Origin of the sequence: Pedobacter suwonensis (genome assembly GCF_044762335.1) — a bacterium.
Taxonomy (GTDB): Bacteria; Bacteroidota; Bacteroidia; order Sphingobacteriales; family Sphingobacteriaceae; genus Pedobacter.
Genome location: NZ_JBIWEB010000001.1, coordinates 201,823 through 228,301, shown reverse-complemented (window position 1 = coordinate 228,301; position 26,479 = coordinate 201,823). Strand labels below are relative to the sequence as shown.

The 26,479-nt window shown below is 38.5% G+C and carries 18 protein-coding genes and 1 tRNA gene; 15 read left to right on the top strand and 4 right to left on the bottom strand.

Annotated elements, in window-relative coordinates:
• Positions 1-20 precede the first annotated feature (20 nt).
• The 6 genes from ACIQXP_RS00875 (at position 21) to ACIQXP_RS00850 (ending at position 14,175) form a co-directional block, all read left to right on the top strand.
• The gene (locus tag ACIQXP_RS00875) at positions 21-806 is read left to right on the top strand and encodes an NIPSNAP family protein (RefSeq protein ID WP_387504359.1); all 786 of its coding nucleotides are present in this window, start codon (positions 21-23) and stop codon (positions 804-806) included.
• A gap of 610 nt (positions 807-1,416) precedes the next feature.
• On the top strand, positions 1,417-5,544 hold the full coding sequence (locus tag ACIQXP_RS00870; RefSeq protein WP_387504360.1) for a hybrid sensor histidine kinase/response regulator transcription factor: 4,128 nt from the start codon (positions 1,417-1,419) through the stop codon (positions 5,542-5,544).
• A gap of 226 nt (positions 5,545-5,770) precedes the next feature.
• Positions 5,771-8,953, top strand: a complete 3,183-nt coding sequence (locus ACIQXP_RS00865; protein ID WP_387504361.1) for a SusC/RagA family TonB-linked outer membrane protein — start codon at positions 5,771-5,773, stop codon at positions 8,951-8,953.
• A gap of 5 nt (positions 8,954-8,958) precedes the next feature.
• Complete coding sequence (locus ACIQXP_RS00860; protein ID WP_387504362.1) at positions 8,959-10,659, top strand: RagB/SusD family nutrient uptake outer membrane protein; 1,701 nt, start codon at positions 8,959-8,961, stop codon at positions 10,657-10,659.
• Positions 10,660-10,681: 22 nt separating this feature from the next.
• Complete coding sequence (locus tag ACIQXP_RS00855; protein ID WP_387504363.1) at positions 10,682-12,205, top strand: glycoside hydrolase; 1,524 nt, start codon at positions 10,682-10,684, stop codon at positions 12,203-12,205.
• Positions 12,206-12,333: 128 nt separating this feature from the next.
• Positions 12,334-14,175, top strand: a complete 1,842-nt coding sequence (locus ACIQXP_RS00850; RefSeq protein WP_387504364.1) for a glycoside hydrolase family 35 protein — start codon at positions 12,334-12,336, stop codon at positions 14,173-14,175.
• 356 nt (positions 14,176-14,531) lie between these two features.
• Here the strand turns inward: ACIQXP_RS00850 and ACIQXP_RS00845 are convergent, their stop codons facing one another.
• A complete protein-coding gene (locus ACIQXP_RS00845; RefSeq protein ID WP_378936009.1) occupies positions 14,532-15,146 on the bottom strand; it encodes a Crp/Fnr family transcriptional regulator in 615 nt (204 codons plus the stop codon).
• A 372-nt stretch (positions 15,147-15,518) separates the two neighbouring features.
• On the opposite strand from ACIQXP_RS00845, the gene ACIQXP_RS00840 reads away from it, so the two are divergent.
• The 4 genes from ACIQXP_RS00840 to ACIQXP_RS00825 all read left to right on the top strand — a co-directional run bounded on the left by ACIQXP_RS00840 (position 15,519) and on the right by ACIQXP_RS00825 (position 18,434).
• Positions 15,519-15,591 (top strand) — tRNA-Lys (locus tag ACIQXP_RS00840).
• A 379-nt stretch (positions 15,592-15,970) separates the two neighbouring features.
• On the top strand, positions 15,971-17,188 hold the full coding sequence (locus ACIQXP_RS00835; protein WP_387504365.1) for a site-specific integrase: 1,218 nt from the start codon (positions 15,971-15,973) through the stop codon (positions 17,186-17,188).
• 83 nt (positions 17,189-17,271) lie between these two features.
• Positions 17,272-17,772, top strand: coding sequence for a DUF6922 domain-containing protein (locus ACIQXP_RS00830; protein WP_391527774.1), 501 nt, complete (start codon positions 17,272-17,274; stop codon positions 17,770-17,772).
• Entirely contained in the window at positions 17,730-18,434 is a 705-nt protein-coding gene (locus tag ACIQXP_RS00825) for a nucleotidyl transferase AbiEii/AbiGii toxin family protein (RefSeq protein WP_387504367.1), read from the top strand. Before ACIQXP_RS00830 ends, ACIQXP_RS00825 begins: the two co-directional genes overlap by 43 nt.
• A gap of 227 nt (positions 18,435-18,661) precedes the next feature.
• Here the strand turns inward: ACIQXP_RS00825 and ACIQXP_RS00820 are convergent, their stop codons facing one another.
• On the bottom strand, positions 18,662-20,434 hold the full coding sequence (locus tag ACIQXP_RS00820) for a GmrSD restriction endonuclease domain-containing protein (RefSeq protein ID WP_387504368.1): 1,773 nt from the start codon (positions 20,432-20,434) through the stop codon (positions 18,662-18,664).
• A 143-nt stretch (positions 20,435-20,577) separates the two neighbouring features.
• Positions 20,578-20,832: a helix-turn-helix domain-containing protein gene (locus tag ACIQXP_RS00815; RefSeq protein WP_387504370.1), complete on the bottom strand. Its 255-nt coding sequence runs from the start codon at positions 20,830-20,832 to the stop codon at positions 20,578-20,580.
• Between the two features lie 361 nt (positions 20,833-21,193).
• On the opposite strand from ACIQXP_RS00815, the gene ACIQXP_RS00810 reads away from it, so the two are divergent.
• From ACIQXP_RS00810 to ACIQXP_RS00800, 3 genes are all read left to right on the top strand, one after another.
• Positions 21,194-22,075 carry a HEPN domain-containing protein gene (locus ACIQXP_RS00810; protein WP_387504372.1) on the top strand — a complete coding sequence of 294 codons (882 nt, stop codon included), beginning with the start codon at positions 21,194-21,196 and terminating at the stop codon, positions 22,073-22,075.
• Between the two features lie 34 nt (positions 22,076-22,109).
• The gene (locus tag ACIQXP_RS00805; RefSeq protein WP_387504373.1) at positions 22,110-22,667 is read left to right on the top strand and encodes a hypothetical protein; all 558 of its coding nucleotides are present in this window, start codon (positions 22,110-22,112) and stop codon (positions 22,665-22,667) included.
• Positions 22,668-22,761: 94 nt separating this feature from the next.
• Complete coding sequence (locus tag ACIQXP_RS00800; RefSeq protein ID WP_293743563.1) at positions 22,762-23,154, top strand: hypothetical protein; 393 nt, start codon at positions 22,762-22,764, stop codon at positions 23,152-23,154.
• 80 nt (positions 23,155-23,234) lie between these two features.
• Here ACIQXP_RS00800 and ACIQXP_RS00795 read toward each other — a convergent pair whose 3' ends face one another.
• Positions 23,235-23,519: a helix-turn-helix domain-containing protein gene (locus tag ACIQXP_RS00795; RefSeq protein WP_387504374.1), complete on the bottom strand. Its 285-nt coding sequence runs from the start codon at positions 23,517-23,519 to the stop codon at positions 23,235-23,237.
• A gap of 401 nt (positions 23,520-23,920) precedes the next feature.
• Here ACIQXP_RS00795 and ACIQXP_RS00790 point away from each other — a divergent pair, with 401 nt between their 5' ends.
• Complete coding sequence (locus ACIQXP_RS00790) at positions 23,921-25,873, top strand: T6SS effector amidase Tae4 family protein (protein WP_387504375.1); 1,953 nt, start codon at positions 23,921-23,923, stop codon at positions 25,871-25,873.
• Between the two features lie 4 nt (positions 25,874-25,877).
• Positions 25,878-26,306 (top strand): hypothetical protein, encoded by a 429-nt coding sequence (locus ACIQXP_RS00785; RefSeq protein ID WP_293743566.1) that lies wholly within the window; start codon positions 25,878-25,880, stop codon positions 26,304-26,306.
• The last annotated feature ends 173 nt before the right edge of the window (positions 26,307-26,479 follow it).

Here is a 26,479-nt window from a genome sequence, read left to right as displayed (position 1 = left end):
TCTTAACAATCAATCCTAACATGTTGTCCAAAATCAAAATATCTTGTCTGCTTTTATTTTTACTGTTATCTAGTGCATTTGCAGCTAATGCCTCAATAGATTTCTATCAGATTAAAATTTACCACCTCAAAACCGATGCCCAGGAAGAGGTAGTAGACGATTATTTGCAAAAAGCGTATTTGCCTGCATTACATCGCAATGGAATAGCTAAGGTGGGTGTGTTTAAGCCAATAGTAAGTGATCAGGCCGGAGTTACCGAAAAACTCATTTATGTATTTATTCCACTAAAATCGCTTAATGGAATTTTGGAACTGGATAAAAAGCTTGCGAAAGATAAGCAATATGCAGTTGATGGTAAGTCCTATCTGGATGCCGTTTACACCGATGCCCCTTTCGAGCGGCTGGAATCTATTGTATTAAAAGCTTTTGAAGATGCACCTCATTTTATGCTGCCCAATCTAAAATCGCCAATGAAAGAAAGGGTTTACGAATTAAGAAGCTACGAAGCACCTACGGAGAAATACTTTCAGAACAAAGTTCAAATGTTCAATAAAGGCGACGAGATCGGTTTGTTCAAAAGGTTAAATTTTAATGCCGTATTTTATGGGGAAGTAATTGCCGGAAGCCGCATGCCTAACCTCATGTATTTAACCACTTTTGAAAACAAAGCCGATAGAGATGCACACTGGAAAGCCTTCTCAGCAGATGATTATTGGAAAAAATTATCGGCTATGCCAGAGTATCAGCATAATGTTTCTAAAAACGATACCAAATTTGTTTACCCAACAGACTATTCTGATTTTTAGGGAAGTGGAGAGTGTAAAGGCTAAAGCTTAAAGACCAAAGCTAAAAGACTAAAGCTGAAAGCAAAAAAGATAAACTATTCCGTGTAAATCTGTGCTTCCCCGCCTGAATGGTGGGGCAGGCGTGGCGAAAATAATGTAATCAAGAGAGATCCTGAAACAAGGCGCCATGTAAAGATTCGATTAGTGCGGTCGTCATCTCGACCGGAGCAAAGCGGAGTGGAGAGATCTTTGTAGCAGATTATTAAATCACTCATATTGTCTTTATCCAATAAATTATCGTTCATGATGGCGATTGAATGGTGATGACAGTTGCATGGCGATGATTGCGTGGGCTTGGATGGAAATCTAGATTTTCTTCATTCCGTGCGATTTTGCGTTTCCGTGGCAAAAAAAAAATGCAATTGGAAAGATACTGAAAGAAGTTGTCACTTACAGCTTCCTATAAATATTCGGTCGTCATTCGGCCTGAGCGGCGCGGAGTGAAGAGATCTCAATAATTATCCATCAATATGACGATTTCGGAGATGTGGAATGTATGGATTGAACCATACCTCGGCAAATTGTATCTTTACACCCGCTAACCAATTTTTAGCTACTGGTTTGCCTTTTAATGATGAAATTTATCAAAGCATTTGGTTTTACCCTGCAATGCCTGCTGTTTTTTAGCAGCATCAAAGCACAGGTAAAGGATCAAACGGCTATTCCGGAACATTATGTACTTAAAACATACGGTATTAATGACGGTCTCCCCTCTAAAAATACCACTGTTGCACTAAAAGATAAAAGAGGTTTTGTCTGGATCGGTACAGAAAACGGACTCTGTAAATTTGATGGTTATTCTTTCAAAATTTATGTAAACATCGCTGGCGATAGCACTTCCTTAACCAATAACTACATCAATGCAATGGTAGAGGATAGCCATGGCGTGTTTTGGGTGGGTACCATGAACGGCTTAAACAGGTTCGATCCGGTAACCGAGAAATTTGAACGTTTTTACCATAAAGAAAACAGTAAAACGTCACTCAGCAATAACAAGATCTGGTCTCTGCTGATCGATAAAACAAACAAATTATGGGTAGGTACCGATGATGGGTTTAATCTTTACAACAGCAAATCGAAAACATTTAAGGTTTATCAGCCCGATCCCAAGAACGCTTATGCCATTAAAGGAAAATCGGTGAATGCCATTGCCGAAGACGCGTCTGGCAATTTATGGCTCGGCAACTGGAGCAATGGGCTGAATAAATTCGATCAAAAAACAAAGCGGTTTACCAATTATATGCAAAAGGAAATCGCCGGTCAAAAAAATCCAAATGACATCTGGACGCTCTGCATCGACAATGAGGGCATGATCTGGATCGGGTGTTATTGGAAAGGCGATCTGTTTCGTTTTGATCCTGAAAAGGAGATGTTTACCACTTACAATAGCGGTAACACAGGTAATTCTGCTGTATTTAACATTTTGAGTTTAAGTGCCGGAAAATTACTGGTAGGCGGAAGCGCAGGAATATTTTGGGTAAATACAAAACTCAATAAATGGGATAAAATAGATAAACTCGAATTTTTTGCCAATGGAAGCTTTTACCGTGATAAAACCGGCGTGATCTGGCTATGTGGTAAAAATGGTCTTAGTAAAATTGATTTTAACCAGTACAAGTTTAATTTCATCTCGCTCCCTTTCGGACAGGCAGAAATCAAATCAATCATTAGCAATGAGGGCAATTTTTGGCTGGGTACCAACAAAGGCCTTTATAAATATAATCCGGATAACCGTTCCATTACCAGACTTTCGCACAATAACAACTTAAACAGTTTATCCAGTAATGATATTATCAAGCTTTCTGTTGATTTGAGAGGTGATTTATGGGTAATGAGCGAGAATGGGTTTGACCGTTATAACGAAAAAGAGAACAAGTTTCTACATCACCACCATCGTTCTGCACTGGGTATTTTTTTCAATGAAGATGTTTTTAGGGATCTGATAGAAGTAAACGATGGCGAATATTATTTAGCTACGGATGCCGGCTTAAAAATCTATAACAATAAAACCAAAGCTTATACGCATTATTATAACGATCCCAAAAATTTAAGTTCATTAAGTAACAATCATTTAAACTGCCTTTTAAAAGATGCTCAGGGCAACATCTGGATAGGAACCTACGGCAGTGGCTTGAGCCGTTTTAACACTAAAACCAAAAAGTTTACGAATTACAGGATCGATAATTCAAAAAAAGGCGGCATTAGCAATAATATTGTAACTCGTCTTTATCTGGATTCGCATCAAAATATTTGGATCTGCACCCGGGATGGATTGAATAAATATGTAGCCAAAACAAATACTTTCGAGGTATATTCAAAACAAAATGGTTTCGCCAGCAATGTTTTTACCGACCTGGTAGAAGATAACAATGGCAAGTTATGGGTAACTACCGAGCAAGGTATTTCGCTTTTCGATCCGGTATCCAAAACGGTTAAAAATTATGATGAAAAGGACGGCGTTTACGCCAATGAGGCCATCTGCAAAAATGCTAAAGGAGAAATTTATGTGGCAGGTAACAAAGGTATCGTTCATTTTAATCCACAACAACTCAAATATAATAAAGAAGCGCCTGCGGTTTACTTTTCTGATTTTTCGATTTTTAACAAACTGATTCTCCCTGGCGACGACTCCCCTTTAAAATCACCTGTTTACATGACGAAAAGTATTACCCTGCCTTACGATCAGAGTGTGCTTTCTTTCGGTTTTGTGGCCCTGAATTATACACTTTCAGAAAAAAACCAATATGCTTATTTTCTGGAAGGTTTTGATAAAAAATGGAATTATAGCGGTAGTGAACATAAAGTAACCTATACCAACTTAAATCCCGGTAAATACACCTTAAGGATCAGGGCATCAAACAATGATGGCATTTGGAATATGACCGGAAATTCGCTCCAGATTATCATTACGCCACCTTGGTACCGCACCTGGTGGGCTTTTTGTTTATATGGTTTGGCTTTCTTTGGTATGGTGTATGCTTATCTTAAATATCGCGAGTACCAATCTGATTTAAAATTTCAGATTAAACTGGCCCACATAGAAAGCGAAAAAGAAAAGGAGCTGAGCGAGAAGAAACTATCTTTTTTTACCAACGTATCGCACGAGTTCCGCACACCGCTTACCTTAATTATCAATCCGGTTAAAGAACTTTTGTACAAAAATGACAATAACGTTGATACTACCGATTTAAATATTGTATACCGGAATGCCAAGCGGCTGTTAAGTTTGGTTGATCAGCTATTGTTGTTTAGGAAGGCAGATACTTATGGCGAAAAGTTAAAGGTAGCACCGATAAATCTGGTAAATCTGTGTAAAGAGGTATTTCTTTGTTTTATACACCAGGCCCGGTCAAAAAATATAACGCTTGAGTTTAGCTGTACCGATGAGATGATTGCTTTTTATGCTGACCGCGAAAAAATGGAAATCGTGTTCTTTAACCTGCTTTCAAATGCAATAAAATTTACGCCAGAAGGCGGGACGGTGAAGATGATGGTAGATAACAGCAAGGAAAATGTAGTCATTAGTGTTGAAGATTCCGGCTGTGGTATTGTAGAAGTAGCAGGAGAAAAACTGTACGAGAAGTTTTATCAGGATCCCGGTAATAAATCAGCCAAAGGCGGTTTTGGTATAGGTTTATACCTGGCTAAAACTTTTGTTGAAATGCATGGAGGCACCATAAACTACACCAGCGCGGAAAATAAGGGAACTACCTTTAATATTGCTTTATTACGCGGTTTAAGTCATTTTAAAGATGCTGTTATATTGGAAGAGGCGTTAGTGGATACCGAATCTTCGTTGTTCAAAGAATTGATAGAGGATGAGATCAGTGCCAACAAAGTTGTAGAGGCTGCCGAGGGGCAGGTAATCGAAAACCAGCTCACCATTGATTCAAAAAGCATGATTATTATTGATGATAATCTGGAGATCAGAGAATACCTTAAACAGGTTTTTAAAATGGATTATCATCTTTATGAAGCCAGTAATGGAGAAAAAGGTTATGAAATGACGAAAGAGCTGTTACCTGATATTGTGATTTGCGATGTAATGATGGACGGCATGACGGGCATAGAACTTTGCAGCAAAATAAAAGAAGATGTTTCCATTTCTCATATCCCGATTATTTTACTTACGGCCATTTCTGCACCGGAAGTTAAACTTAAAGGGATAGAAGGTGGAGCCGACGATTATATCAGTAAACCTTTTGATAAGGATTTTTTAAAAGCAAGGGTGGCCAGTATATTAAAAAGTAAAAACGCACTGCAAAAGTACTTTTATAATGAAATTACACTTAACTCCAACCATATTAAAATCTCTGCAGAATATAAGGAGTTTTTAGATAACTGTATCCGCATTGTGGAAGAACACCTTACCGATCCTGATTTTAATATCGATACCTTATCGGCTTTATTAGGGATGTCGAGATCTAACTTATACCGTAAAATTAAATCCATTTCAGGTCAGTCTGCCAACGGCTTTATCCGTTTCATCAGGCTAAGGAAAGCGGCCGAAATTTTTATCAATACTGATAAAACCATTCAGGAAACTTCGTACCTGGTAGGCATTACCGATCCCAAATATTTTAGAGAGCAGTTTTATAAATTGTTTAATATAAATCCATCGCAGTACATTAAAAAATTCAGGAAGCCATTTTCTAATCATATCCAGGTAAACACAACGGGTAAAAAAAGTAAACCATAACTGTATTTACTCCCTGTTTCTCAAAATATGCCTTAAAACCTCATTTAAGCTCATTTTCGGTCTGTTTACCCCTTAAATTTGGATTGTTTGTACCCTTTTTATGTGGTTTGTTAGCACTACTTTAGCCCCTTATAAAGCAGTTCTATCACTATAAAATCTGATAACAACATTCTGTTTATCTAAGTGTAGATCTGATCTGCTAACCAAATATTAATGTGCAAACCAAATGAGAAAAAAAAATCTGAAGGAATTTTCGCCTTTAAAATGCTTTAAAATTAAAGCACTGGCTTTTCTATTTATCTTATCAATTAGTTTACCTGTAGCCGCTTCTTCCTTTGCTATATCGGCAGAAAAAATGAAACTGGCACGGGAGATTGTGGTAACGGGTACTGTTACAAGTGACGGAGTGCCATTTCCGGGAGTAGCAGTTAAGATTAAGGGAACTGAAAAAGCAGTTCAAACCGATGCAAAAGGTAAATATAGCATTAGTGTAGCATCCACAACTGATGTATTGGTTTTTTCTTACGTGGGTTACACCAGTCAGGAACAAACCGTTGGAGATAGAACAACCATTAATGTTCAGCTGAGTGCCGATACGAAAACTCTGAACGAATTAGTGGTGGTGGGTTACGGAACCCAGAAGAAAGCAACCCTTACCGGATCAATATCGCAGGTAAAAGGAGCCGACCTGGTGAAAAGTCCTCAACCCAACTTATCCAATTCTTTAGCTGGCCGTTTTTCCGGCGTAGTGATCAACAACAGAAGTGGTGAACCTGGTTATGACGGTTCCAACATCACCATCAGGGGCCTGGCTACCACAGGGAGTAATAATGTATTAATCGTTGTAGATGGAATCCCCGGACAGATTGGTGGACTGGAACGTTTAGATCCCAATGATATTGAAAGTGTTTCAGTACTAAAAGATGCCTCTGCAGCTATTTATGGTAACAGAGCGGCCAACGGTGTTATTTTAGTAACCACCAAAAAAGGTAAAACCGGCAAACCAACTATCAATTATAGTTTTAACCAGGGTTTTAGCTCACCAACAAGATTGCCCAAAATGGCAGATGCTGCTACTTATGCGCAGATCATGAACGAAATCAATTTTGATTCTAATCCTTCAGGCGGACTTAATCAGTCTTACACGGCAGATCAGATCGAAAAATTCCGTAACGGCTCCGATCCTTTGTTGTACCCTAATACCGATTGGATCGACCAAACCTTGAAAAAAACAGCTTTACAGAGCCAGCATAGCCTTTCTGTTAATGGCGGCAGCGAAGATGTTAAATACTATGTTTCGTTAGGTACAATTGCTCAAGATGGTATTTATAAAAATGGCGCAACCAAGTACAACCAATATAATTTCCGCACAAATGTAGATGCTAACGTATCCAAATACCTTAAATTGGGTTTATCGGTATCGGGAAGACAAGAAAACCGTGTGTTTCCTCAGGTTGGAGCCGGCGATATTTTTAGGTCTATTTACAGGGCAAAACCAATTGTAGCCGCATATTATCCAAATGGTTTACCAACAACCGGTATAGAAAATTCCAACCCTGCGGTGCAGGTTACCGATATCGGTGGAACCAGTAAATCGCCAACGCAGGTGTTAAATGGTATTTTAAGAGCTACTTTTATTATTCCTGGCGTAAAAGGACTTTCTGTTGATGGTTTCTTTTCGGCTGATAAATCTAACGTATTTACCAAAAGTTTCAATAAACCCTATCTATTATACCAATACAATTCTACATCTCAAACTTATAACAGTGTAATTACGGGTGGCAATAACCAAAGAGCTACCCTGACTGAAAGCCAGAAAAACGAGTCATTGCTTACTTCAAACATCAAGCTGAATTACGCACGTCGTTTTAACCTGCACGATATTAATGCATTTGTAGGTTATGAGCAAAGCGAAAACCATTTAGAATATTTCGATGCACAACGTTTTAACTTTCTGTCTACCAATTTGCCCGAACTTTCACAAGGGGGTGCTGCCGCTACCGATTATCTCAACTCGGGTTACAGCACCAACTATAACCGTAAGAGTGTAATTAGCCGTTTAGCTTATAGTTATGATGATAAATACCTTTTTGAAGGACAGTTACGTATTGATGGCTCATCTATATTCCCGGAGGGTAAGCGATATGGTTATTTTCCTTCTGCATCTGTGGGATGGGTAATCTCAAAAGAAAATTGGTTCAGCGATAATGTTAAATTTGTTGATAATTTGAAAATCAGGGCATCATACGGCGCATTGGGTAACGATAATGTGAAAGGTTTCCAGTATTTTGATAATTATGTATTGGTTGGAAATGGATTTGTAGCTCAAAGCCCGGGCGCCACATCATCAACCATACAACCGGGCGTAAATCTGGTTAAACTGGCAAATCCAAACATTACCTGGGAGGTAGCCAAAAAGCTTGATATTGGTATTAATGCCACGGTGTTTAAGAATTTTAGTATTGAGGCCATTTATTTCCAGCAGAAAAGATCTGATATCTTAACCACACGTAATGCATCAGTACCAGGTTCTTCAGGTATTGTAAATCCATTTAATGATAACAGCGCGAACTACACGCCATTAGTACCTTCAGAAAATATAGGTAAAGTGAATAACGAAGGTTTCGAAGCTACTTTAGATTACAACCACAACGGCGAAAACTTTAAATGGAATGCATCAGGTAACTTTACTTATGCTAAAAGTAAAGTGATTTTTATTGATGAAGCCAGTGGAACATTAGATTATCAGCGCCAGACCGGAAGACCATTAAATGCCGGCCTACTGTACAATGCGATCGGTATATTTAGAACACAACAGGAGTTGGATGCTTACCCGCATGTTAGCGGTGCCAAAGTTGGTGATCTTAAATACCTGGATTACAATAATGACGGTAAAATTACTGCCGATGACCAGACCAGAACACCATATAGCAACATCCCTCAAATTACGTATGGATTTACACTTGGTGCTTCTTACAAAAACTTTGATTTATCGATGGTATTAGCCGGACAAACCCAGGTAAGCCAATACGTTTTGCCAGAATCAGGTAGTGTAGGTAACTTTTACAGCAGTTGGGCCGATAACAGGTTTAGTGCTGCAAACCCTAACGGAACCTATCCAAGGGTAACCGACCGTGCATCTAATGCCATTAGCGGTGGGCAGTTTAATAATACCTTTTGGTTAAATGATGCCTCGTTCTTAAGGCTTAAAAACGTAGAGCTTGCCTATAACATTAAGGCCAGCTTCTTAGATCGCATCAACGTTTCCGGAGTAAGGGTTTATGCCAGTGCCTTTAACTTATTCACCATTTCTAAAGTGAAAGATTACGATCCGGAAGGAACCAGTGGTAGCGGACAGTTTTACCCTCAGCAACGCATCATTAACTTAGGCGCCAATATTAAATTTTAAACATCATGAAAATCAAATCAATATATATAACACTTTTAGGCCTATCCCTTGTTTCAGGGGCTATGGTGGGCTGTAAAAAAGAAATTTTAAACGTCGAACCAACCGATATTCTTTTGCCTGCTACCATAGAAAATGATACGACAGCATTAGAGGCTTATATAACCAACCGGTATCTGGGTACACGCTTACAGGATAAAGAAGGTGATGGATCTGTACCAGGTTTTGGCAGAGGTTTTGAATACAGCATGTGGAGTTCTTTTACCGATGAATCTGTTTACAATAATGATGATGCGACCTGGTTAATCCAGAGAGGGCAGCTGGCTCCCGAAAATTTAGGAAGCGCCGGCGTATATTGGGGAAGAAGTTATCGCGGTATCAGAGAATGTAATTACGCACTATCAGTACTGTCCAAAATTTCAATGAGTGCAACACATAAAAAACAATTGATAGCTGAGATTAAATTCATCAGAGCGTTTCGTTATCAGGATTTAATCAGAAACTACGGCGGCATCGTCTTAATGGGGGATAAGATAGTTGAACTTTCGGACAATCTACAAGATCCGGCATTGTTTCAACGTGCTTCGATTAAAGAATCTATAGATTATGTGGCCACTCAACTCGATCAGGCTGCTGCAGATTTACCTTTAGATAATAGTGGCAGCTGGTTAATTGGTAGAGCTACTAAAGGTGCGGCATTGGCACTTAAGTCGCGTTTACTGTTGTATGCCGCAAGTCCGTTGTACAATGCAGGTACCTGGCAGGCCGCTGTTACGGCAGCCCAGGCGGTGATCTCTTTAAATAAATATGGAATATATACCGGGGGATACGCAAACTTGTTTTTAACCGACCAAACCAATGAAGTTATTTTTGCAAGGTTGTTTACCAAGAATGCCAATCATACCCATTTGGAAATTGCAAATGGACCAAACGGTTATGGTGGTTGGGGTGGAAATTTACCGATGCAGAACCTGGTAGATGATTACGAAATGGCCAACGGTAAACCGATTACCGATCCTACCTCTGGTTATGATAGCAACGAACCGTATAAAGGTCGTGATCCACGTTTTGCAGCTACCATTTTGTATAATGGTGCAGCCTACCGTGAGCGTAACGTAGAAACCTTTGTTCCGGGAGGAAGAGATAGTAAAGATGGAAATGACAACTGGAATACAAGTAAAACCGGATATTACCTTAAAAAATTCATGAATGATGCCTATCCATTACAAAACCCTTGGGGCAATGCAGGTTTTCAACCATGGATTTATTTTAGATATGCAGAAATTTTGCTTAACTATGCTGAAGCTGCAAATGAAGCTTACGGACCTGATGCTGTTCCTTCGGGATCTACCATGTCTGCAAGAGATGCTGTAAACATGGTGAGGGCCAGACCAGGCGTTAACATGCCTGCATTGGCTGTCGGACTTACGCAGGCACAAATGCGCGATGCGGTTCGTTATGAGCGTAGGGTAGAGCTGGCTTTTGAAGAACATCGTTTTTATGATGTGAGAAGGTGGAAAATCGCAGAGGTAACCGAAAACAAACCTGCTGGCGGAATAATCGTGACCAAAACCGCTACTGGTTTTACTTACACCCCTAAAGTTGCTTTAGATGGACGTAAGTTTGAAACCAAACACTATTGGTTACCAATACCAAGAGCCGAAATTTTAGCATCAGGTGGTAAATTGCAGCAAAACCCAGGTTACTAATCAATAGAAATTAATTGTTTACATGTTGAAGTCATCCTCCAATCTAAACCGTTCTTTTATCTGTCTGGCCTTATTTTTATATGGTAGCGCAACGCTTGCACAAGAAACGCCTCTAAAAATAGAAATAGATCCTGCCGTCACATTCCAAACCATAGAGGGTTTTGGCGCTTCTGATGCATGGACTTGTCAGTTCGCAGGTTTATGGCCCGCAGAAAAAAAGGATAGAATGGCCGATTTGCTTTTTAGCACCCAAACCACCAAAGTGGGGCAACCCCTGGGCATTGGGCTTAACATGTGGCGTTTCAGCATTGGAGGCGGTAGTGCCGCCCAAGGTAAGGCAAGCGATATTGGCGACGAATGGCGTCGTCAATACGCTTTTCTGCAGCCTGATGGTACTTATGACTGGAACGCAATGCCCGGTCAAACCTGGTTTTTAAAAGCAGCCCAAAATCGCGGCGTAAAGCAGTTTATCGGCTTCGTAAACAGTCCGCACGTATTATTTACCAAAAATGGCAAAGCCTATTCTACAGATGGAAACTGCAACCTGAATTTTGATAAACTTCCGCAGTTTGCCGATTACCTGGTTAAAACCATTAAAGGAATAAAGAAAACAACAGGAATAGAACTCAGCTACCTTAGCCCTGCAAACGAGCCGCAATGGAAATGGAATGAACATAATCAGGAAGGCTGTCCGTATAACAATACCGAACTTGCTCAACTTTACCGGGGTGTTAATGATGCTTTGGTTAAGAATCAGGTGAAAACCAAAATACAGATAGGAGAGGCCGGTCAGCTCGATTATTTATATAATAACGGAAATAGTGCGAAGGGAAACCAGGTACAGCAGTTCTTTAATCCGGCATCTCCCAATTATGTTGGCAACCTTGCAAATATAGATGAATCTATCTCTGGCCATAGTTATTTTACCACCAGTCCGGAAGAAAAGTTTATTGGTGTCCGTAAGAAAACAGCCGAAGCCGTAGCGCAAATCAAAGGGTTAAGGTATTGGATGTCTGAATATTGCGTACTTGGTGATGAGGTGCTTAAAGGCGAAAAACGTGATTTGGGCATGGTTACAGCACTTTTTATCGCCAGGCTGATCCATCATGACCTCGTGATATCTAACGCAACCTCATGGCAATGGTGGCTGGGCGTATCCACCGGCGATTACAAGGATGGTTTGGTTTATATCGATAAAAATAAAACAGATGGACAGGTTTATGATAGTAAACTGCTGTGGGCTTTGGGTAACTATAGCCGTTTTATTAACCCTGGCAGTAAGCGGCTTCAGGTTAAAACCCTGGGGGCAGATGTGCCTCAGGTTAATATATCATCCTATCAGCAAAATAAAAAGATCGTAACCGTAGTGGTTAATCCTACAGAAAACGATCTTGAGCTGAACATGGAGGTAAAGGGAAGTAAGCAAAGTGCTGTACAAACCTATGTTACATCAGATCAATACAATTTGTCGCCCTATAAACAATATCAGGATACCAAACAGGTGCGTATTCCTGCTAAATCTGTTACCACCGTAATCAGCAATTAAACCTGATTAATTTGAAATGATAACGTTACTCATTTCATAAATCCTTAACATTTGGTTTGTGCTGTAAAGCATTTTACAAAATGATATGGGAAAACTATGCTTTTGATTTTTTAAATAATACCTTTTTGATGAAACCTACCTTAAAACACCTATGGATTAAAGTAATTTTAATTACTTGTTTTGCCAGCTTTGGTGCATTTGCGCAAAGTAAGCATACTTTTAAACTGGCAGACTCGGTTTTTCTGCTTGATAACAAACCCTTTCAGATCATTTCGGGAGAAATGCATTATCCCCGGATACCGAGAGAAGCCTGGCGCGATAGAATGAAAATGGCCAAAGCCATGGGCCTCAATACTATTGGTACTTATGTGTTCTGGAATGTACATGAGCCGCAGAAAGATCATTTTGATTTTTCTGGTAATAATGATATTACCGAATTTGTTCGTATTGCAAAAGAAGAAGGTTTATGGGTATTGCTTCGCCCGAGTCCGTATGTATGTGCCGAATGGGAATTTGGCGGTTATCCATACTGGTTGCAGAACATTAAAGGTTTGCAGGTAAGGAGTAAAGAAGCACAATATTTAAAAGAGTACAAGGAATATATTACCGAGATTGGTAAACGCTTGGCGCCTTTGCAGGTTAACCGTGGTGGCAACATTTTAATGGTACAGGTAGAAAACGAATATGGTTCTTATGGAAATGATAAAGAATATTTGAAAATTAATGAACAGCTCTTTAAAGATGCCGGTTTTGATGGTATACTTTCCACCTGTGATCCGGTTCCGGCATTAGCAGGCGGACACCTGGCTGGTTTACTTCCAGGCGTTAACGGGATCGATAATCCTGATCAGATCAGAACCTTGATTAACAAGTATAACAAGGGTAAAGGCCCTTACTTTGTACCAGAATGGTATCCGGCCTGGTTTGATTGGTGGGGTACCAAACACCATGAGGTAGATCCAAAAGCATATGCCAATAAATTAGATACTGCACTTAAAGGAGGCATTTCCATCAATATGTATATGTTTCATGGTGGTACAACCCGGGGTTTTATGAATGGTGCAAACTATAACGATTCAACCGCTTACGAACCGCAGATCAGCAGTTATGATTACGACGCGCCCTTAGATGAAGCGGGTAATGCGACACCAAAATTTATGCTTTTCCGCGAAGTGATCAAAAGGAATTTATCGGCGAACCAGGTACTTCCCGAGGTGCCAGCGGCTAAACCTGCTGCGGCATTGCCAACCATTAAATTTACCAAATCTACCGATATCTTTAGCCTGATCGGTAAACCAAAGTTAAATGAACAACCATTAACTTTCGAAGCACTTAACCAACCCTATGGTTTTGTGCTGTACAGCTCTACCATAAAAGGTGGACGTAAAGGTGTAATCAAAATTAACGAACTGCGCGATTACGGCCTGGTATACATCAATAAAAAACTGGTTGGTGTTTTAGACAGGAGGCTTTATCAGGATAGTTTGGCCGTTAGTCTTCCTGCCGGTAATGTACAATTGGATATCTTAGTTGAAAACCTGGGAAGGATCAACTTTGGTCCTTACCTGCTTAAAAACAACAAAGGGATTACCAAAAATGTAACTTTTAATGGTAAGGAGATTAAATCGTGGAAAATGTATTCTTTACCTTTTGATAATATAGACGCCCAAAAACTACAAGACAAAGTAAACAGCCCGTCGGCAGCAGCACTTAAATCAGCCAGCTTTAATTTAACCAAAGTTGCCGATACGTATCTGGATATGCGCCAGTGGGGCAAAGGACTGGTTTGGGTTAACGGACATAACTTAGGTAAATATTGGGGCATTGGTCCGCAACAAACCATTTATCTGCCTGCAGAATGGTTGAAAAAAGGAAAGAACGAAATCGTGGTTTTCGAATTGCTTAAACCAAGACAAAATATTTTAACAAGCCTGGATAAGCCTATTTTAAATGAGTTGAAAAGTAAATAATAGTCAGATCTTTTTAAGATTACAAAAGCCAGTACGTTAAATGAAAGCGTAATGGCTTTTTTCATTGTGAATTTCTGAAGATTATTTATTTATACAAAATGAGGTTGATTAAACTTTATTTCCTTCTCGTTGAGTCGTCATTGCGAGAAGGCTTTTTCAGCCGACGCAGCAATCTTTCATGCCAATGATTTTTGTCCGTAAAGATTGCTGCGTCGTTCCTTCTCGCAATGACGACTTTCCCAGTGGGGGTCCGTCGTAAGTACGAAGGATCTTTTAATAAAAGATTTGCTTCGCAGGGCCTACCTGTTCTCAACTGCGTTCAGAATGACAATTAAAGGTTTTCCTGGTTCAGATTATTAAGGCTTGTTCCGGAGTCTGCTCAATGTTTCCAGCCTCATCCCCACAAAGGAAGCGATATACTTCAATGGGATCCGGTTAATGAGGTGCGGATAAGAAACCATGAACCTTTGGTAGCGTTTTAACGCCGTCGGAAGCCTGCAGATATACGCCCTTTCAGAGGCGCCCTGAAAATAAATCTGGGTCATCTTTCTGCCCACATAATTTGCGATGGGGAAATTTTCATAAAGCATTTTCGACATTTCATGCGGAATGGCAATCGCAAATACCGGATCTATCGTTTCAATATATTCATCAGAGGCTTCATTCTCCCATAAATTTCTGATGGTTCCTGCCAGTTCATTTTCAGCAGCAATCCATGTGGTAATTTTTTTATTTCCCATTTTAAGGTAGCCATGCACTGCTCCTTGTAAAATCAGAAAAATGTAACGGTTGCGTTTTAGTGGTGAGGCAATATGTTTGTTTTTGGCAAAATGCACAGGAAATGTATCGCGGTTAATAATGTCTTCCATCTCTGGAGTAAGCGGATGGTAAGAACTAAAGACAGAAATAATTGGTGAAAAACCCCCAAGTGTAGCCCATTTATCTTCACCATAAATATTTTCAATATTCATTAAAAATCAAGTATGTATTAAAGAGTGAAAATAAGTAAGGAAATAAAAAAATCAATAAAATTATTTACAACAAATGGGAATTTTAATCATACATGCATACCGGTATAAAAAATATGAAGGTCGCTTATCCTTCAATTATGATGTTTGTACAAGGTTTTTAAGGAGAAAGAAAGATATTTTTTATCAAACCTTGTTCATTTGTGGTTAAATCTCTTCTAATAATGATTTTTTTGTCCTTGTTCAACCAAATGATTTCTAAATATTTAACCCTATTTTGTGATGTCAGCGTTAACTTTCTGTTAAATATTTTGCATTTACCTTTTGCAAGATTGAATTTAATTCCTAACTTCGCAGCCTCGAAAGGGAGAAAATGATTCCGTAGCTCAGCTGGTAGAGCATTACACTTTTAATGTAGTGGTCCTGGGTTCGAATCCCAGCGGGATCACAGAAACCTTCAAGCCTAAAGCTTGGAGGTTTTTTGTTTTTATACTGGCTTGACTTCGAGCAGAAGGGGAGACCGGGTTCGATTCAGGAAGGCTGCGGCAATGCGTTCGGGCCAATGCAAGCTTGATCACACCAAAAGACTATCAAAATGTAGAAAACCCTGCAATCGAACGATTAGCAGGGCTTTTTGCTTTTAGGGAATTGCCAAAATTCGCACGAATTCACAAAAATTGGTGAGTGATTCGGTGAGTAAGGCAAAACGGTTAAAATTGACTCACCGAATTGTATATAATCATTTATTGTACAGGTTGTTACAAACTGAACATCTTGTGTAGATTTAGTTGCAAAGCTATCTTTGTTTCACCTTTAATCGTTAGATTATGAAGACCAATTTTAGCCTGCTTTTCTATCTGAAAAAGCAAAAGAACTATGTAAGTGGAAATGTGCCGATCTACATGAGGATTACCGTAGAGGGAAACCGTGCGGAGATGGCCACCAATCGGGATTGCGACCCTAAGCGATGGAACGCCAAGGGTGGCAGAGCTATCGGCTCAAAAGAAGAGATCAAGGTGTTGAACACCCATCTTGACCAATTGCAGAATGCAGTGCATTATGCCCATCAACGTGTTTTCGATATGGGGTTGCCTATTAGTGCCGATGCCATCAAATCAAGTTATCAAGGTACGCTTACTAATTCACACACCCTTTTGGAAGCGGTTGCCGATCATAATTTAAAGATGGAACAGCTTGTAGGTAAAGAATATGTGCGGGGCACATTGAACCGTTATAAAGTTCTGGAAAGACACCTTAAGGTTTTTATCCCTTTGAAATATGGTGTAGCCGATATGGACATTAGATTTATCGACCAGGCATTTCTGAATGGATTTGACCATTATCTAAGGTCTGATAAGAACTGTGCGAACAACTATGTGGTGAAGAACATCAAAAACCTCGGGAAAATCCTTCGTATCTGTATGGAGAACGAATGGATAGACAAATCCCCATTTACTGCTTATAGGGGCAAAACGAAGAATGTTGACCGCTTTTATCTGAACAAAGAGGAATTGGCTCATATCGCGGGAAAAGAGTTTTTATCGGCGAGATTGAGGCAGGTAAGAGACGTTTTTATTTTCAGCTGTTTTACTGGTTTGGCTTATGTCGATGTTTTCAAACTGAAACAGGAGAATATCAGAAAGGGAATTGATGGCGACCGATGGATCTTTACCAATCGGCAGAAAACCAAAACAAGGTCATCGGTTCCACTATTGCCAACAGCGGTTGAGATTATCGACAGGTACGCAACCAACAAAGTTTGCCTTAACAAGGGCGCACTCCTTCCAGTTCCCAGCAACCAGAAAATGAACGAATACCTAAAGGAAATTGCCGATTTGTGCGGAATTGAGAAAAAACTCACCTCGCATATTGCCCGCCACACGTTCGCCACAACGGTTACGCTGTTGAACGGTGTACCGATAGAAAGCGTATCTAAGATGCTCGGACATACCAACATCAGGACTACCCAGCATTACGCGAAAATTTTGGATATCAAGGTAAGCGAAGACATGGCGGTGTTAAAGAAAAAGTTAGCTATGATATAAATTAATAAATTTAATAATAATAGTTAACTGACAAATATTTAAAAATATTAGGCATTAATTCCTGTTTTAGTTAGATTTGTAGGATGTTAAAGGAATTGAATAAAAGAGTAATCGTTGTGCACTGGAAAAGATTTGCCAGTACAGATATCGATGTGTTTTCAAGTCTGAAAGGATTTTGCGACAGCTACCCAACCTATAACTATCATACATTGAACAACTATCTTTCGAAAAAGAAGATTCCGTTCGAAAACGATGAAATCAAGATTGAAAGACAGCCACTGATACAAAAGGTCAGAAGACCAGACCTTCCAAAGGTACTATTCTGGGATTTCGATTTCGAAAAACTGGACTGGAACAGGAGTTACAAAACGGTTATCGAACGTGTGCTTGATAAAGGCAATACAATGGATTGGGAAGAGATGATCAGGTTTTATGGTAGAGAAAATGTTGTGAAAGCCCTTATAGAAGACATCACCTATCTTTCTGATATGACCATGGAGGCCGTTTGCAAATATTTTCAGTTGAGCAAAGAAAAACTTAGATGTTACACAAAGAAACAGTTACACCAAGGACACTGGATTTAATCCAGGCACTGATGGAAGACCATCAGCTCAGCTCCTTTTACCTTGTAGGCGGTACCGCACTATCTTTAAGGATCGGACACAGGGAATCCATAGATATCGACCTTTTCAGCTCATCAGACTTTGATGGTGATGAACTCGCCGTACACTTAAGGAACAGCTATGGCGCAGACGTAAAACGCCATAAGGGCAATTATGTAAGTGGTAGTATTGGCGAAGTTGATTTTGACTTTATCTCGCACAAGTATCCATCTATCAGGCCAATAGAAACCATTGAAGGAATACGGATGATGTCCAATCAGGATATATCGGCCATGAAAATCAATGCAATTGTGAATAGCGGACAACGGATAAAGGATTTTATCGATATGCATTACCTGTTAATGGAAATGCCTTTGAATGAAATATTAGATTACTACTGCCAGAAATATCCAAATGTCGACTCTAACACTGCTAAGTCGTCTCTAATGTACCATAACGATATCGACTTTAATGTTCCCGTAAAACTAATGGACACAAAGCTAAAATGGCAGGATGTGCAGGGAAGTATTTCAAAAGCGGTACTGGAATATACCCGTCTATTAGAAAGTAGTGAATTGTATCGTAAGCTTCAGGAAGCAAGAAATAGTCAGAAAAACGACCGTGGCAAAGGAATGAGTCGCTAGATTTTCACAATAAGATAGCTTGTCACGAATTGTGATAAGCTATCTTATTTTAAGGTACCAAATTGGCGCCTAAAGTTAGAGTAGATAATTGAAATAATTTTTAACGTTCAGTTTCGCATTAATTTGAAACAAGATGTGTTCTGCAGTGGGTGTCCGTTTAAATTATTATATATTTCCCATTTCTGATTTATTTAGCAAGTTTCTTGCTATCGCTACCTTTGTACATATTAAGTTAGAAATAATTGCCAAAGTTGCTTTTCGCTAGTTTGAGGGACTTCTTCTGTGGAACTTGCCTGCCTGTGATAAAACTTTCCGTTTAGTTTACACGGATCATCCTTTGAATTGACTTTCAATATGATGATTGACTTATCATTATAAGTAAAAATGTCGAAATTTTTTAAAATTTGCGATTTATAGTAATCTGGTTGAATCTCTTGACTTTTAATGTAATCTTTAATTTTCAACACATAATCGTCTATTGAAATACCTCTGGCTTCGACTTCACTATCAACTCCAAGGATGTAAAAATTTTCTTTTTTTGTGAAATTAGACCTGTAAAAAATTTTATGTGCATTTGCAATAGCTTCCTTGTCTCCGATTCCCAAAACAACGTATCCCACGGCATTTTTACCTTGATTTACAAATGCACTTAGAGTTTGTAATATCTTAGGAATAATATTCTTATCAGATTTATCCATTTGATATATCCCCTGTTTAAAATCATATGACGTGCTTTCTGCTTTCGCTGCAGACAGCAATGTTTCCAGTTTTATCGTTCCATTACTTAGAGCTGGGTCAGTTGACTCCCTTTTAGCAAAATGAATTTCTATATTGGCTGCAATTGATTTGATACACCTTTGTCTAGCTGCTCGATGCCTTAATTCATCCACTGAAGGAGTAATAAGCTTATCACCAATGCCAGATAATTCTCGGTTTAATTTTTCATAATTGATGATTTTCATCTCCTTTTCTACAAGTAGCTTATAAAAGGATAGGAAAATAATTTGATAAGCGTAATTATTATACTTACTTTTTTGTTTGAAAATCAAGTCTCTAAATTTAGATTTATTACAATCTAATACTCTCTTTATCTCACCGAAAATTGCTTCGAATTGAATTATTAAAAACTCACTTCCACCAAACTCCTTAATAAGCCTCTCGGTATCAATATTATCTTCTTCATCGTCACTTAATCCATATGCTCTGTTCAACGATGTGGAAGAAATATTAATTTCATTTTTCATTATTATTGCTAATATCAAATAAGCAATCAGCTCCTCGTCGCGCGAAGCTCTGATATTATTCTCAGTCAAGATATAATGGTTAAACCAAAATATGGTCTTTATATCAATACCGTATTTCAAACCCTTATTATTAATGCTGATGTTTCTCATATTACCCAGTAAAAGCTTATCAGATGGAGAAACATCTTTACGGATATTTTCCGCAATCGTTCTAATTACATAATTAAATGAGGTTAGGGAACCGGCCTGTCTAAGTTCGTGACTTGATAAAACTTTCCCGTAAGAGTTGATGCGACGAAAAATTTCTTCAATTTCAGCTTCATTCTCGTAGTTTGTGATGGAAAATGGAACTTGATAAGTAGTTATGGTCAAACAATCATCAACGGATAGCTTCGGAGCCCTTTGGACAAGTTTTCCTTCGTCTTTTAGTTTTTTAGTTAACGCAAAAGTTTCTAAATTGAAATAATTTCCATCAAGGTGAATTTCATTTTCTATAAAGGATATAATCGAATTTAATCTTTGCATACCATCTATTATTTCATAAACGGTATTTTCCTTATATTTTGTTATAGCAGTTAAAATTAATGGGATAGGTAAAGACTTATGTAGACTGTCGATGAATTTTTCTTTTTCTTCAATCGTCCGAACCAATTTGCGTTGGTATTTCCTATTAACCAATAACATCCGTTTACGATATAATGTGTAAATCGATTCAACAGATTCTGGTTTTACATCTAGTTTTGAAATGAGAGCCATATTTTATTAGATTTTTGTTTAAAGTACAAAGATATTTTTACTTCTAGCGAGTGAAATAACAATTAAAATTTGATCTAACACTTCAAAACCATTCTGGTAAAAATTCTTTCATTGAACACCCTAAATTATCTATAGTATTTTAATTATTCAATTCCATCATAGTCTTCATTAAAAAAATCGCTCAAACTCACGCCAAAACAATTTAAGATATTGATTAATGTGCCAATTGTGATATTGGTATTACCTGCCTCATATTTACCGTACTGCGAACGGTTCAGATTGTTCTCATAGGAAAACTTATCCGGACTAGTATAACCTTTAGATTTGCGGAGGGCTTTTAGTCTTAAGCCTATTTTCCTCAATTCTTTTTCGCTTGTTAAGAGATTGTCTTTTACCATGAAATAAAGTAAAACAAATACTCCATTTTAACACACTCCATAAAAAGAGTATTTTTATTTGGAGTATTGCAAATAACTGATTACCTTAGGGTATTGAATAATCGGAATATATAAGATTAGACAACGACAAAATACTAAGGGTCTTGCGGTTGCATTTCTGAAGCCGTAACGCAAGACAGCAGAACACCCAGCCTATTTATTAATATGCTATATTTGCGTATTCCTAAAATAGGTGCGGGACTGCTGTACACTCGTGTTACGTAAGGCTTCAGAAACTTTTATGCAACCACGAGATGCAGTTCCGCATCTATTTCTGCATCTCCAGGACTCATTTAAATGCTACTAACTAAATGAGATCAATATGGAACCAAAATTATCACCAGAAGCCGAACACGCTGTCCATTTCAGGGAGTTTATCCATCGGCTCGCCCAGAAGTTCGAACCGCTACAGATCTTCAACTTTTCGCAGAACAGCTACACTTATAACTCCCAAGGCTGCTTTAATCACAATCAAGGCTATTTTAAATGTGACCATTGCCTATTGGTAGTTACCGAAACTGCGACCCGAATAGATTATGAAATGCAGGATTTTGCCAATAGATATTATCAGCATGGATCGATTACTGTGATCTCCCATGGCAAGCAATCCGTTCTCGACGCGGTACAGCAAAACAGCCGCTTTTTTATTGGCGTGCTTACATACGGAAAACAGCTCTATAGTAAGGATGGACTGTTAGATAGTGATCCAATACCTGCGTTTATCCCCACAAACGGCGCAATCAAGGCAATAAGGCATTATGAACACCACATACCAATGGCTGATGGTTTTCTGATGTGCGCATCTGAATGTTTGGAGAAAGAACAGTTTGGGATTTGTGCCTTTATGCTCCATCAGGTCGTAGAACAAACTTGTATCTGTTTGGTGCGGGTTCACATTGCTTACCGTTCGGAGTTCCATAATCTTTACCGCCTGCTCCGTTTGTGTCAATGCTTTTCCGAACGCCCTTTTCAACTTTTCTTGTCCACTCTCGAAGATGAAAGACTGTTTGATATCATGGCAAAAAGTTATTCTGGTTCCCGTTACAAAGATGATTTTACAGTTTCCCGGCGAGATGCGGAGTCTCTCTATCAAAGGGTGGCTTCTTTTCTTTTGTTGGCAAAGGAGATGTGCAACGAGAAAATAAAACTGTTTGCCAAATCGGCATCAGGTCATGCAGCTTTAATAAGCACCGACCAAGTATAGATCGAAAAAGTATTACAGACCAATATGTGAAACCATGAAGAAGCATACAAATAAAACATCGGATAACAGGATCGTTTATCTTGAAAGTGATGAAATAACAGATCCGATAAACGTGGTACACGAGTTTTTTAGTCACGCATGGTTGCCCTATCATTTAAAGATGCTAAAACGCTGGCGGAACGATGTTGCATTTAAATCTGAAGAACCAAAAAAATTTAGCCCAGCCTTCCTAGTGTATCATTACGAACTAACCATAAAGCTGATAGAAGCCGCCTGGCTCTTAAAGCAACAAAAGCTTGGCAAGCTTGACTTCAATGATAAGCAAGAAAGTGAATTCATAAAATGCTATATCAAAACGGAAAAGAAGAAGCTAAGAAACTATCCTCAAAATCTGAGCATTCGAGAGATTGTAAAGCCTTCATCTGTACTCAAGAAAATGTTCAGGATTTATAAACTGGACGGTTACAAAACAATCCTTCACACATGGCTTCACAATGCGCTCAGTACTTCCTTTATGGAAGAAAGCCTTTCCAAGGGTGAAGTATTACCGTTTACGAACAATTGGTTAAACTGTTCGAGGCTACGTGGCTGATCAGTCAGCGAATAAAAGATGGCAATTAGAACTTTATTTTCTGTGCCGACGGAACAAATGGCCTAACAGAAAGGTGATTAAATGTTCGTGTGACTTGGTTGATATTGATTCTTATGGCCTTGAGTTCCTTTCTGATGCTGGTGAGTTCTTCCATGGGTGCATTCATGGTTACATCCCTATGCATGCAGTTGATCTTTTCCCTTTTAATGGGCTTTCTGGCAAGTTCGCCCACGCTCTTGCAGTTGCTACTAGCAAGCAGATTTTACAATCGTCGATAAGTCTCTTTATTAACCCTTGTCCTGATTGGGCAGCAAAAATTTTTCCGTCGCTTATCATTTTTTACGTTACTCATATTGGCACATATCAAAAGTTCAGGCAGGCACGAGTTCCGAGTGGCTGCTCCGACCATAAGGGCGGCAAGATTTTTTTGTCCTGTGGACAAAAATACATCTTGCCAAACACTCGGGTGTTTGCACTTGGCCCATAGAACAGTGGTGCTGAACTTGGATTTTACTTGATTAATGGTTATTAGGATTGTAGTATTTCGATCTGTTTTTTTTAAAAAAATCAGTGGCGAGCACTTTTATTTTTTCCCTCGATCAGTGCCGCCACATCATCGTACTTGTAAAACATTAAACCACCGACTTTGCTGAATTTTAATCTCCCCGAATCACGTAGACTTTGTAACGTTCCAGGTGATATGCTCAAAAGTTTGCGGACTTCATAGCTTTTCAGCAACTCTTTTTGCTCGCTGTTTTTGTGCAGCTTTTGCCCTGGTCTTCTTAATTCCGAAAACAGTTCCTGTTTGAAGTGTTCTAAATCTTCTTTTGTGATGAGTTCTATATTTGCCATATGCTTTTTAAAATGATAATCCAAAGTTGGGAATGACAAATGGGAGTTTTTGGGTACTACTTGGGTAGTACCTAAAAATAAATTAAGAATATTCGGGTGTGTGTGTATTTGTAATGGAAAGCTTTCCCGTAGTAAGATAGCTTAATCTTGTAACGCTACAAGTTTGGATAAGAAAGCTAATTATACCTTAAATCACAGAAAGACTTTTTTAAGTAATTTGTCTCCAAACGTTGCTGCTCAATACGGTGAGATATGTAATATATGAATTTATAACATCTTTTTTAGAAGCCTAAACAGAGATGCTCTATAGTTTTGTGTAGAACTTTAACTTCCCATTTTATTCAATTCATTTATATCAGTATATTTGGCAATTACTCATCTAAGTTAAAAGCTAAATTACAATGAAAAAATTAACACTCTCTAAAGGCAGGGCTATGGCTTGCCTAATTCTAATGTTCCTATCATTAGCACAAGCCTGTCGAAAAGACAGAGGTTACCTACCCGAACATGAAATTAATAATGGACAGCTGATTCAGCATACAGAAATTATAAAATGGTTTGAGACCAGCAAAAATGCCCAGCTCGTAGCGCTAGACTGGAAAAAGGCAAGACAGGGAATTGTGGATGGGAAAAATGTCGTTCGAATTCCAACACTCAATGTAGATAAGATCACAAAGCTGAGTAGTCCGCCAAGCCTTAAAAACAACTCATTGAGCAGTAATGGTATAGCAAATGGTATCAGCAATAAAGCAGCTGCAGATGTAAATAGCGGCAATATCAACTATAATGCTGCGCACCCACCGGAACTGTTCCTAATACAGGATGGCCCCAAAGGTAAGATTAATTCATTCCTCCTCAATTTTATTCCAAAGAGCAAAAATAGTGAAGCAGGAGAAAATGGTATATGGACAGGAAAGCTATTGGAATGGAATCTTAAGGGTGATACTATTTTAGTTCAGCAGCTGGAAAGGAGTATAGTGAAGGATTTTTATGCTATGAAAGTAGGCGCTTCTTCACCTAGCAATCTAAACGCTATAGTAAAAAACAACAAACTTCAGTCGCTTAAACCAATAAAAGATAAACAGATCAGTGGTTTCTTTGGATGGTTGATTGATAAACTTGGCGAGTTTATAGGCTGGGCTGGAAGTGCGTTTGGTTTATCAACTTACCAATATTATACTTATGATGCATATAACGACTCGTTTGATAGTGAATGGCGACTTGATATTGATTTTAGCTGGCTCACAGGAAGTGGTACACCAACTACGCCAGGCACCCAGGTAACCATCCCTCCTCGTCCACTTGTTATGCTTTATACCGGAGCTGGACTACCTATATATGAAAGTTATGCTATCGGTTACAACGGCGGTGGCGGTGGTAATCCAGGCAGTTATAATCCTAATGATCCGAATAACTTTGAGCCTTCTCCGATAGATTATGGTGAAGGTCCGATTGACGACCAGCCGCATGGGCCAAATGTGAATTTCAACAATCTTTCGGCACAGTACCTTGTTAATGAAGGTTGGGTAACCGGAGATGCTAATATTTCATTTATCAATACCCACAAAGACATTGCAGATGCAATTGTCACCTATACAGAAAAGATAATTAACCGAACTCAAGGTGATATCGATTTTGTCAACTGGGGGATAGAATATTTAAATGCAAATAAGAATATCAGCATTGAAGTTTTTAAAAATCAATTTCTTGGTAAATCGGAAGGGCAAGACGGTGGCTTCAATGAAGCTTATTGGAATGATTCAATTTTAAGTATTCCTAAGCAAGATTTACCAACATGGACAAATTTTTCCAGCAATTTTCCAGATAACAAAATAGGATCACCTTACCCAACATACGTAGATTTATTAACTCATTTAGGTGGGGATGTTGGAGCATTGTATACACCTGGTGGTACCGCTATCAATACATGTGCGATAAGAGTTTCTTATGCTCTTTTAAAAAGCGGCATATCCATTCCCAATATTGCAGCTACAACTATAAATGGAATAAATTATCCTGCTCAAACCTTAAAAGATAAAGATGGAAAATATTATTTTATCAGAGCTAAAGAGTTAAATGCTTGGATGCGACGAACATTTGGAACAAATGATGGAGATACTAAAACGCCTCATAATGCGAATCATTCAAAAATTACAGGAGCTCAGGCAGGGGAAAGAGGAAAAAATCTTCCATCATTGTTATCAAATAAAAAAGGAATTTACTGTTTAGTTTCGAGTAACCCTCTTTGGGCTAGCGGACACGCAGATTTACTTTATGATAACGCAACATGTGGTGTTGAATGTCATTTTGGCGATGCACCTATTGATTGGATTGACATATGGATTTTAAATTAACTTTATGAATATAAGAAGAAAAATTTTCATACCTTTTTTGGTAATACTATTCGGGTGTAATACAAGTTACCAATACCCAAAATTTGATTATATAAAAAGTACAGGTGCGAATCCCTGTATAACCGCATTTAAAGACCGTGTATTTTATTGTATAATGAGAGAAAGTTTAAAAGGCACAAATGCCATATCAGAAATAAGCAAAAAAGATGTCGGTAACACTTTTGAAGGTATTTATTCTGCAGAATTATTTAGAAGAATTGATACCATTGGTCAGAATTTTGTTAAAAATATGCCACCACCAGTGTTGTGCGATGAATGTGTTAAAGGTCAGAATTATTATATCGCTCAAGCACTACATTTTTATACAAGCAGAGATTTAGATTCAATCGCTAAAATTGAACTGCAAAAATTTGGTATGTATAAATGCAAATGATACATTCGGCATATTACATCTAATGAAACAGATTGTCTCGAAATTTAAAGCAACCTTCTTTATATTCATGTTTATATATAAGTGTCTGGAATTTCAAATAACTTTGTGGATTTCTTCAGCTTTAACGCTTTGCTAGCAATAAATTGTATGAAAATAACTGCTTTGTATTGATG

What these genes read in the sequence shown, in the direction of transcription:
- ACIQXP_RS00875 (WP_387504359.1), top strand. Translation starts at nt 21, where the DNA reads ATGTTGTCCAAAATCAAAATATCTTGTCTGCTTTTATTTTTACTGTTA.
- ACIQXP_RS00870 (WP_387504360.1), top strand. Translation starts at nt 1,417, where the DNA reads ATGATGAAATTTATCAAAGCATTTGGTTTTACCCTGCAATGCCTGCTG.
- ACIQXP_RS00865 (WP_387504361.1), top strand. Translation starts at nt 5,771, where the DNA reads ATGAGAAAAAAAAATCTGAAGGAATTTTCGCCTTTAAAATGCTTTAAA.
- ACIQXP_RS00860 (WP_387504362.1), top strand. Translation starts at nt 8,959, where the DNA reads ATGAAAATCAAATCAATATATATAACACTTTTAGGCCTATCCCTTGTT.
- ACIQXP_RS00855 (WP_387504363.1), top strand. Translation starts at nt 10,682, where the DNA reads ATGTTGAAGTCATCCTCCAATCTAAACCGTTCTTTTATCTGTCTGGCC.
- ACIQXP_RS00850 (WP_387504364.1), top strand. Translation starts at nt 12,334, where the DNA reads ATGAAACCTACCTTAAAACACCTATGGATTAAAGTAATTTTAATTACT.
- ACIQXP_RS00845 (WP_378936009.1), bottom strand. Translation starts at nt 15,146, where the DNA reads ATGAATATTGAAAATATTTATGGTGAAGATAAATGGGCTACACTTGGG.
- ACIQXP_RS00835 (WP_387504365.1), top strand. Translation starts at nt 15,971, where the DNA reads ATGAAGACCAATTTTAGCCTGCTTTTCTATCTGAAAAAGCAAAAGAAC.
- ACIQXP_RS00830 (WP_391527774.1), top strand. Translation starts at nt 17,272, where the DNA reads ATGTTAAAGGAATTGAATAAAAGAGTAATCGTTGTGCACTGGAAAAGA.
- ACIQXP_RS00825 (WP_387504367.1), top strand. Translation starts at nt 17,730, where the DNA reads ATGTTACACAAAGAAACAGTTACACCAAGGACACTGGATTTAATCCAG.
- ACIQXP_RS00820 (WP_387504368.1), bottom strand. Translation starts at nt 20,434, where the DNA reads ATGGCTCTCATTTCAAAACTAGATGTAAAACCAGAATCTGTTGAATCG.
- ACIQXP_RS00815 (WP_387504370.1), bottom strand. Translation starts at nt 20,832, where the DNA reads ATGGTAAAAGACAATCTCTTAACAAGCGAAAAAGAATTGAGGAAAATA.
- ACIQXP_RS00810 (WP_387504372.1), top strand. Translation starts at nt 21,194, where the DNA reads ATGGAACCAAAATTATCACCAGAAGCCGAACACGCTGTCCATTTCAGG.
- ACIQXP_RS00805 (WP_387504373.1), top strand. Translation starts at nt 22,110, where the DNA reads ATGAAGAAGCATACAAATAAAACATCGGATAACAGGATCGTTTATCTT.
- ACIQXP_RS00795 (WP_387504374.1), bottom strand. Translation starts at nt 23,519, where the DNA reads ATGGCAAATATAGAACTCATCACAAAAGAAGATTTAGAACACTTCAAA.
- ACIQXP_RS00790 (WP_387504375.1), top strand. Translation starts at nt 23,921, where the DNA reads ATGAAAAAATTAACACTCTCTAAAGGCAGGGCTATGGCTTGCCTAATT.
- ACIQXP_RS00785 (WP_293743566.1), top strand. Translation starts at nt 25,878, where the DNA reads ATGAATATAAGAAGAAAAATTTTCATACCTTTTTTGGTAATACTATTC.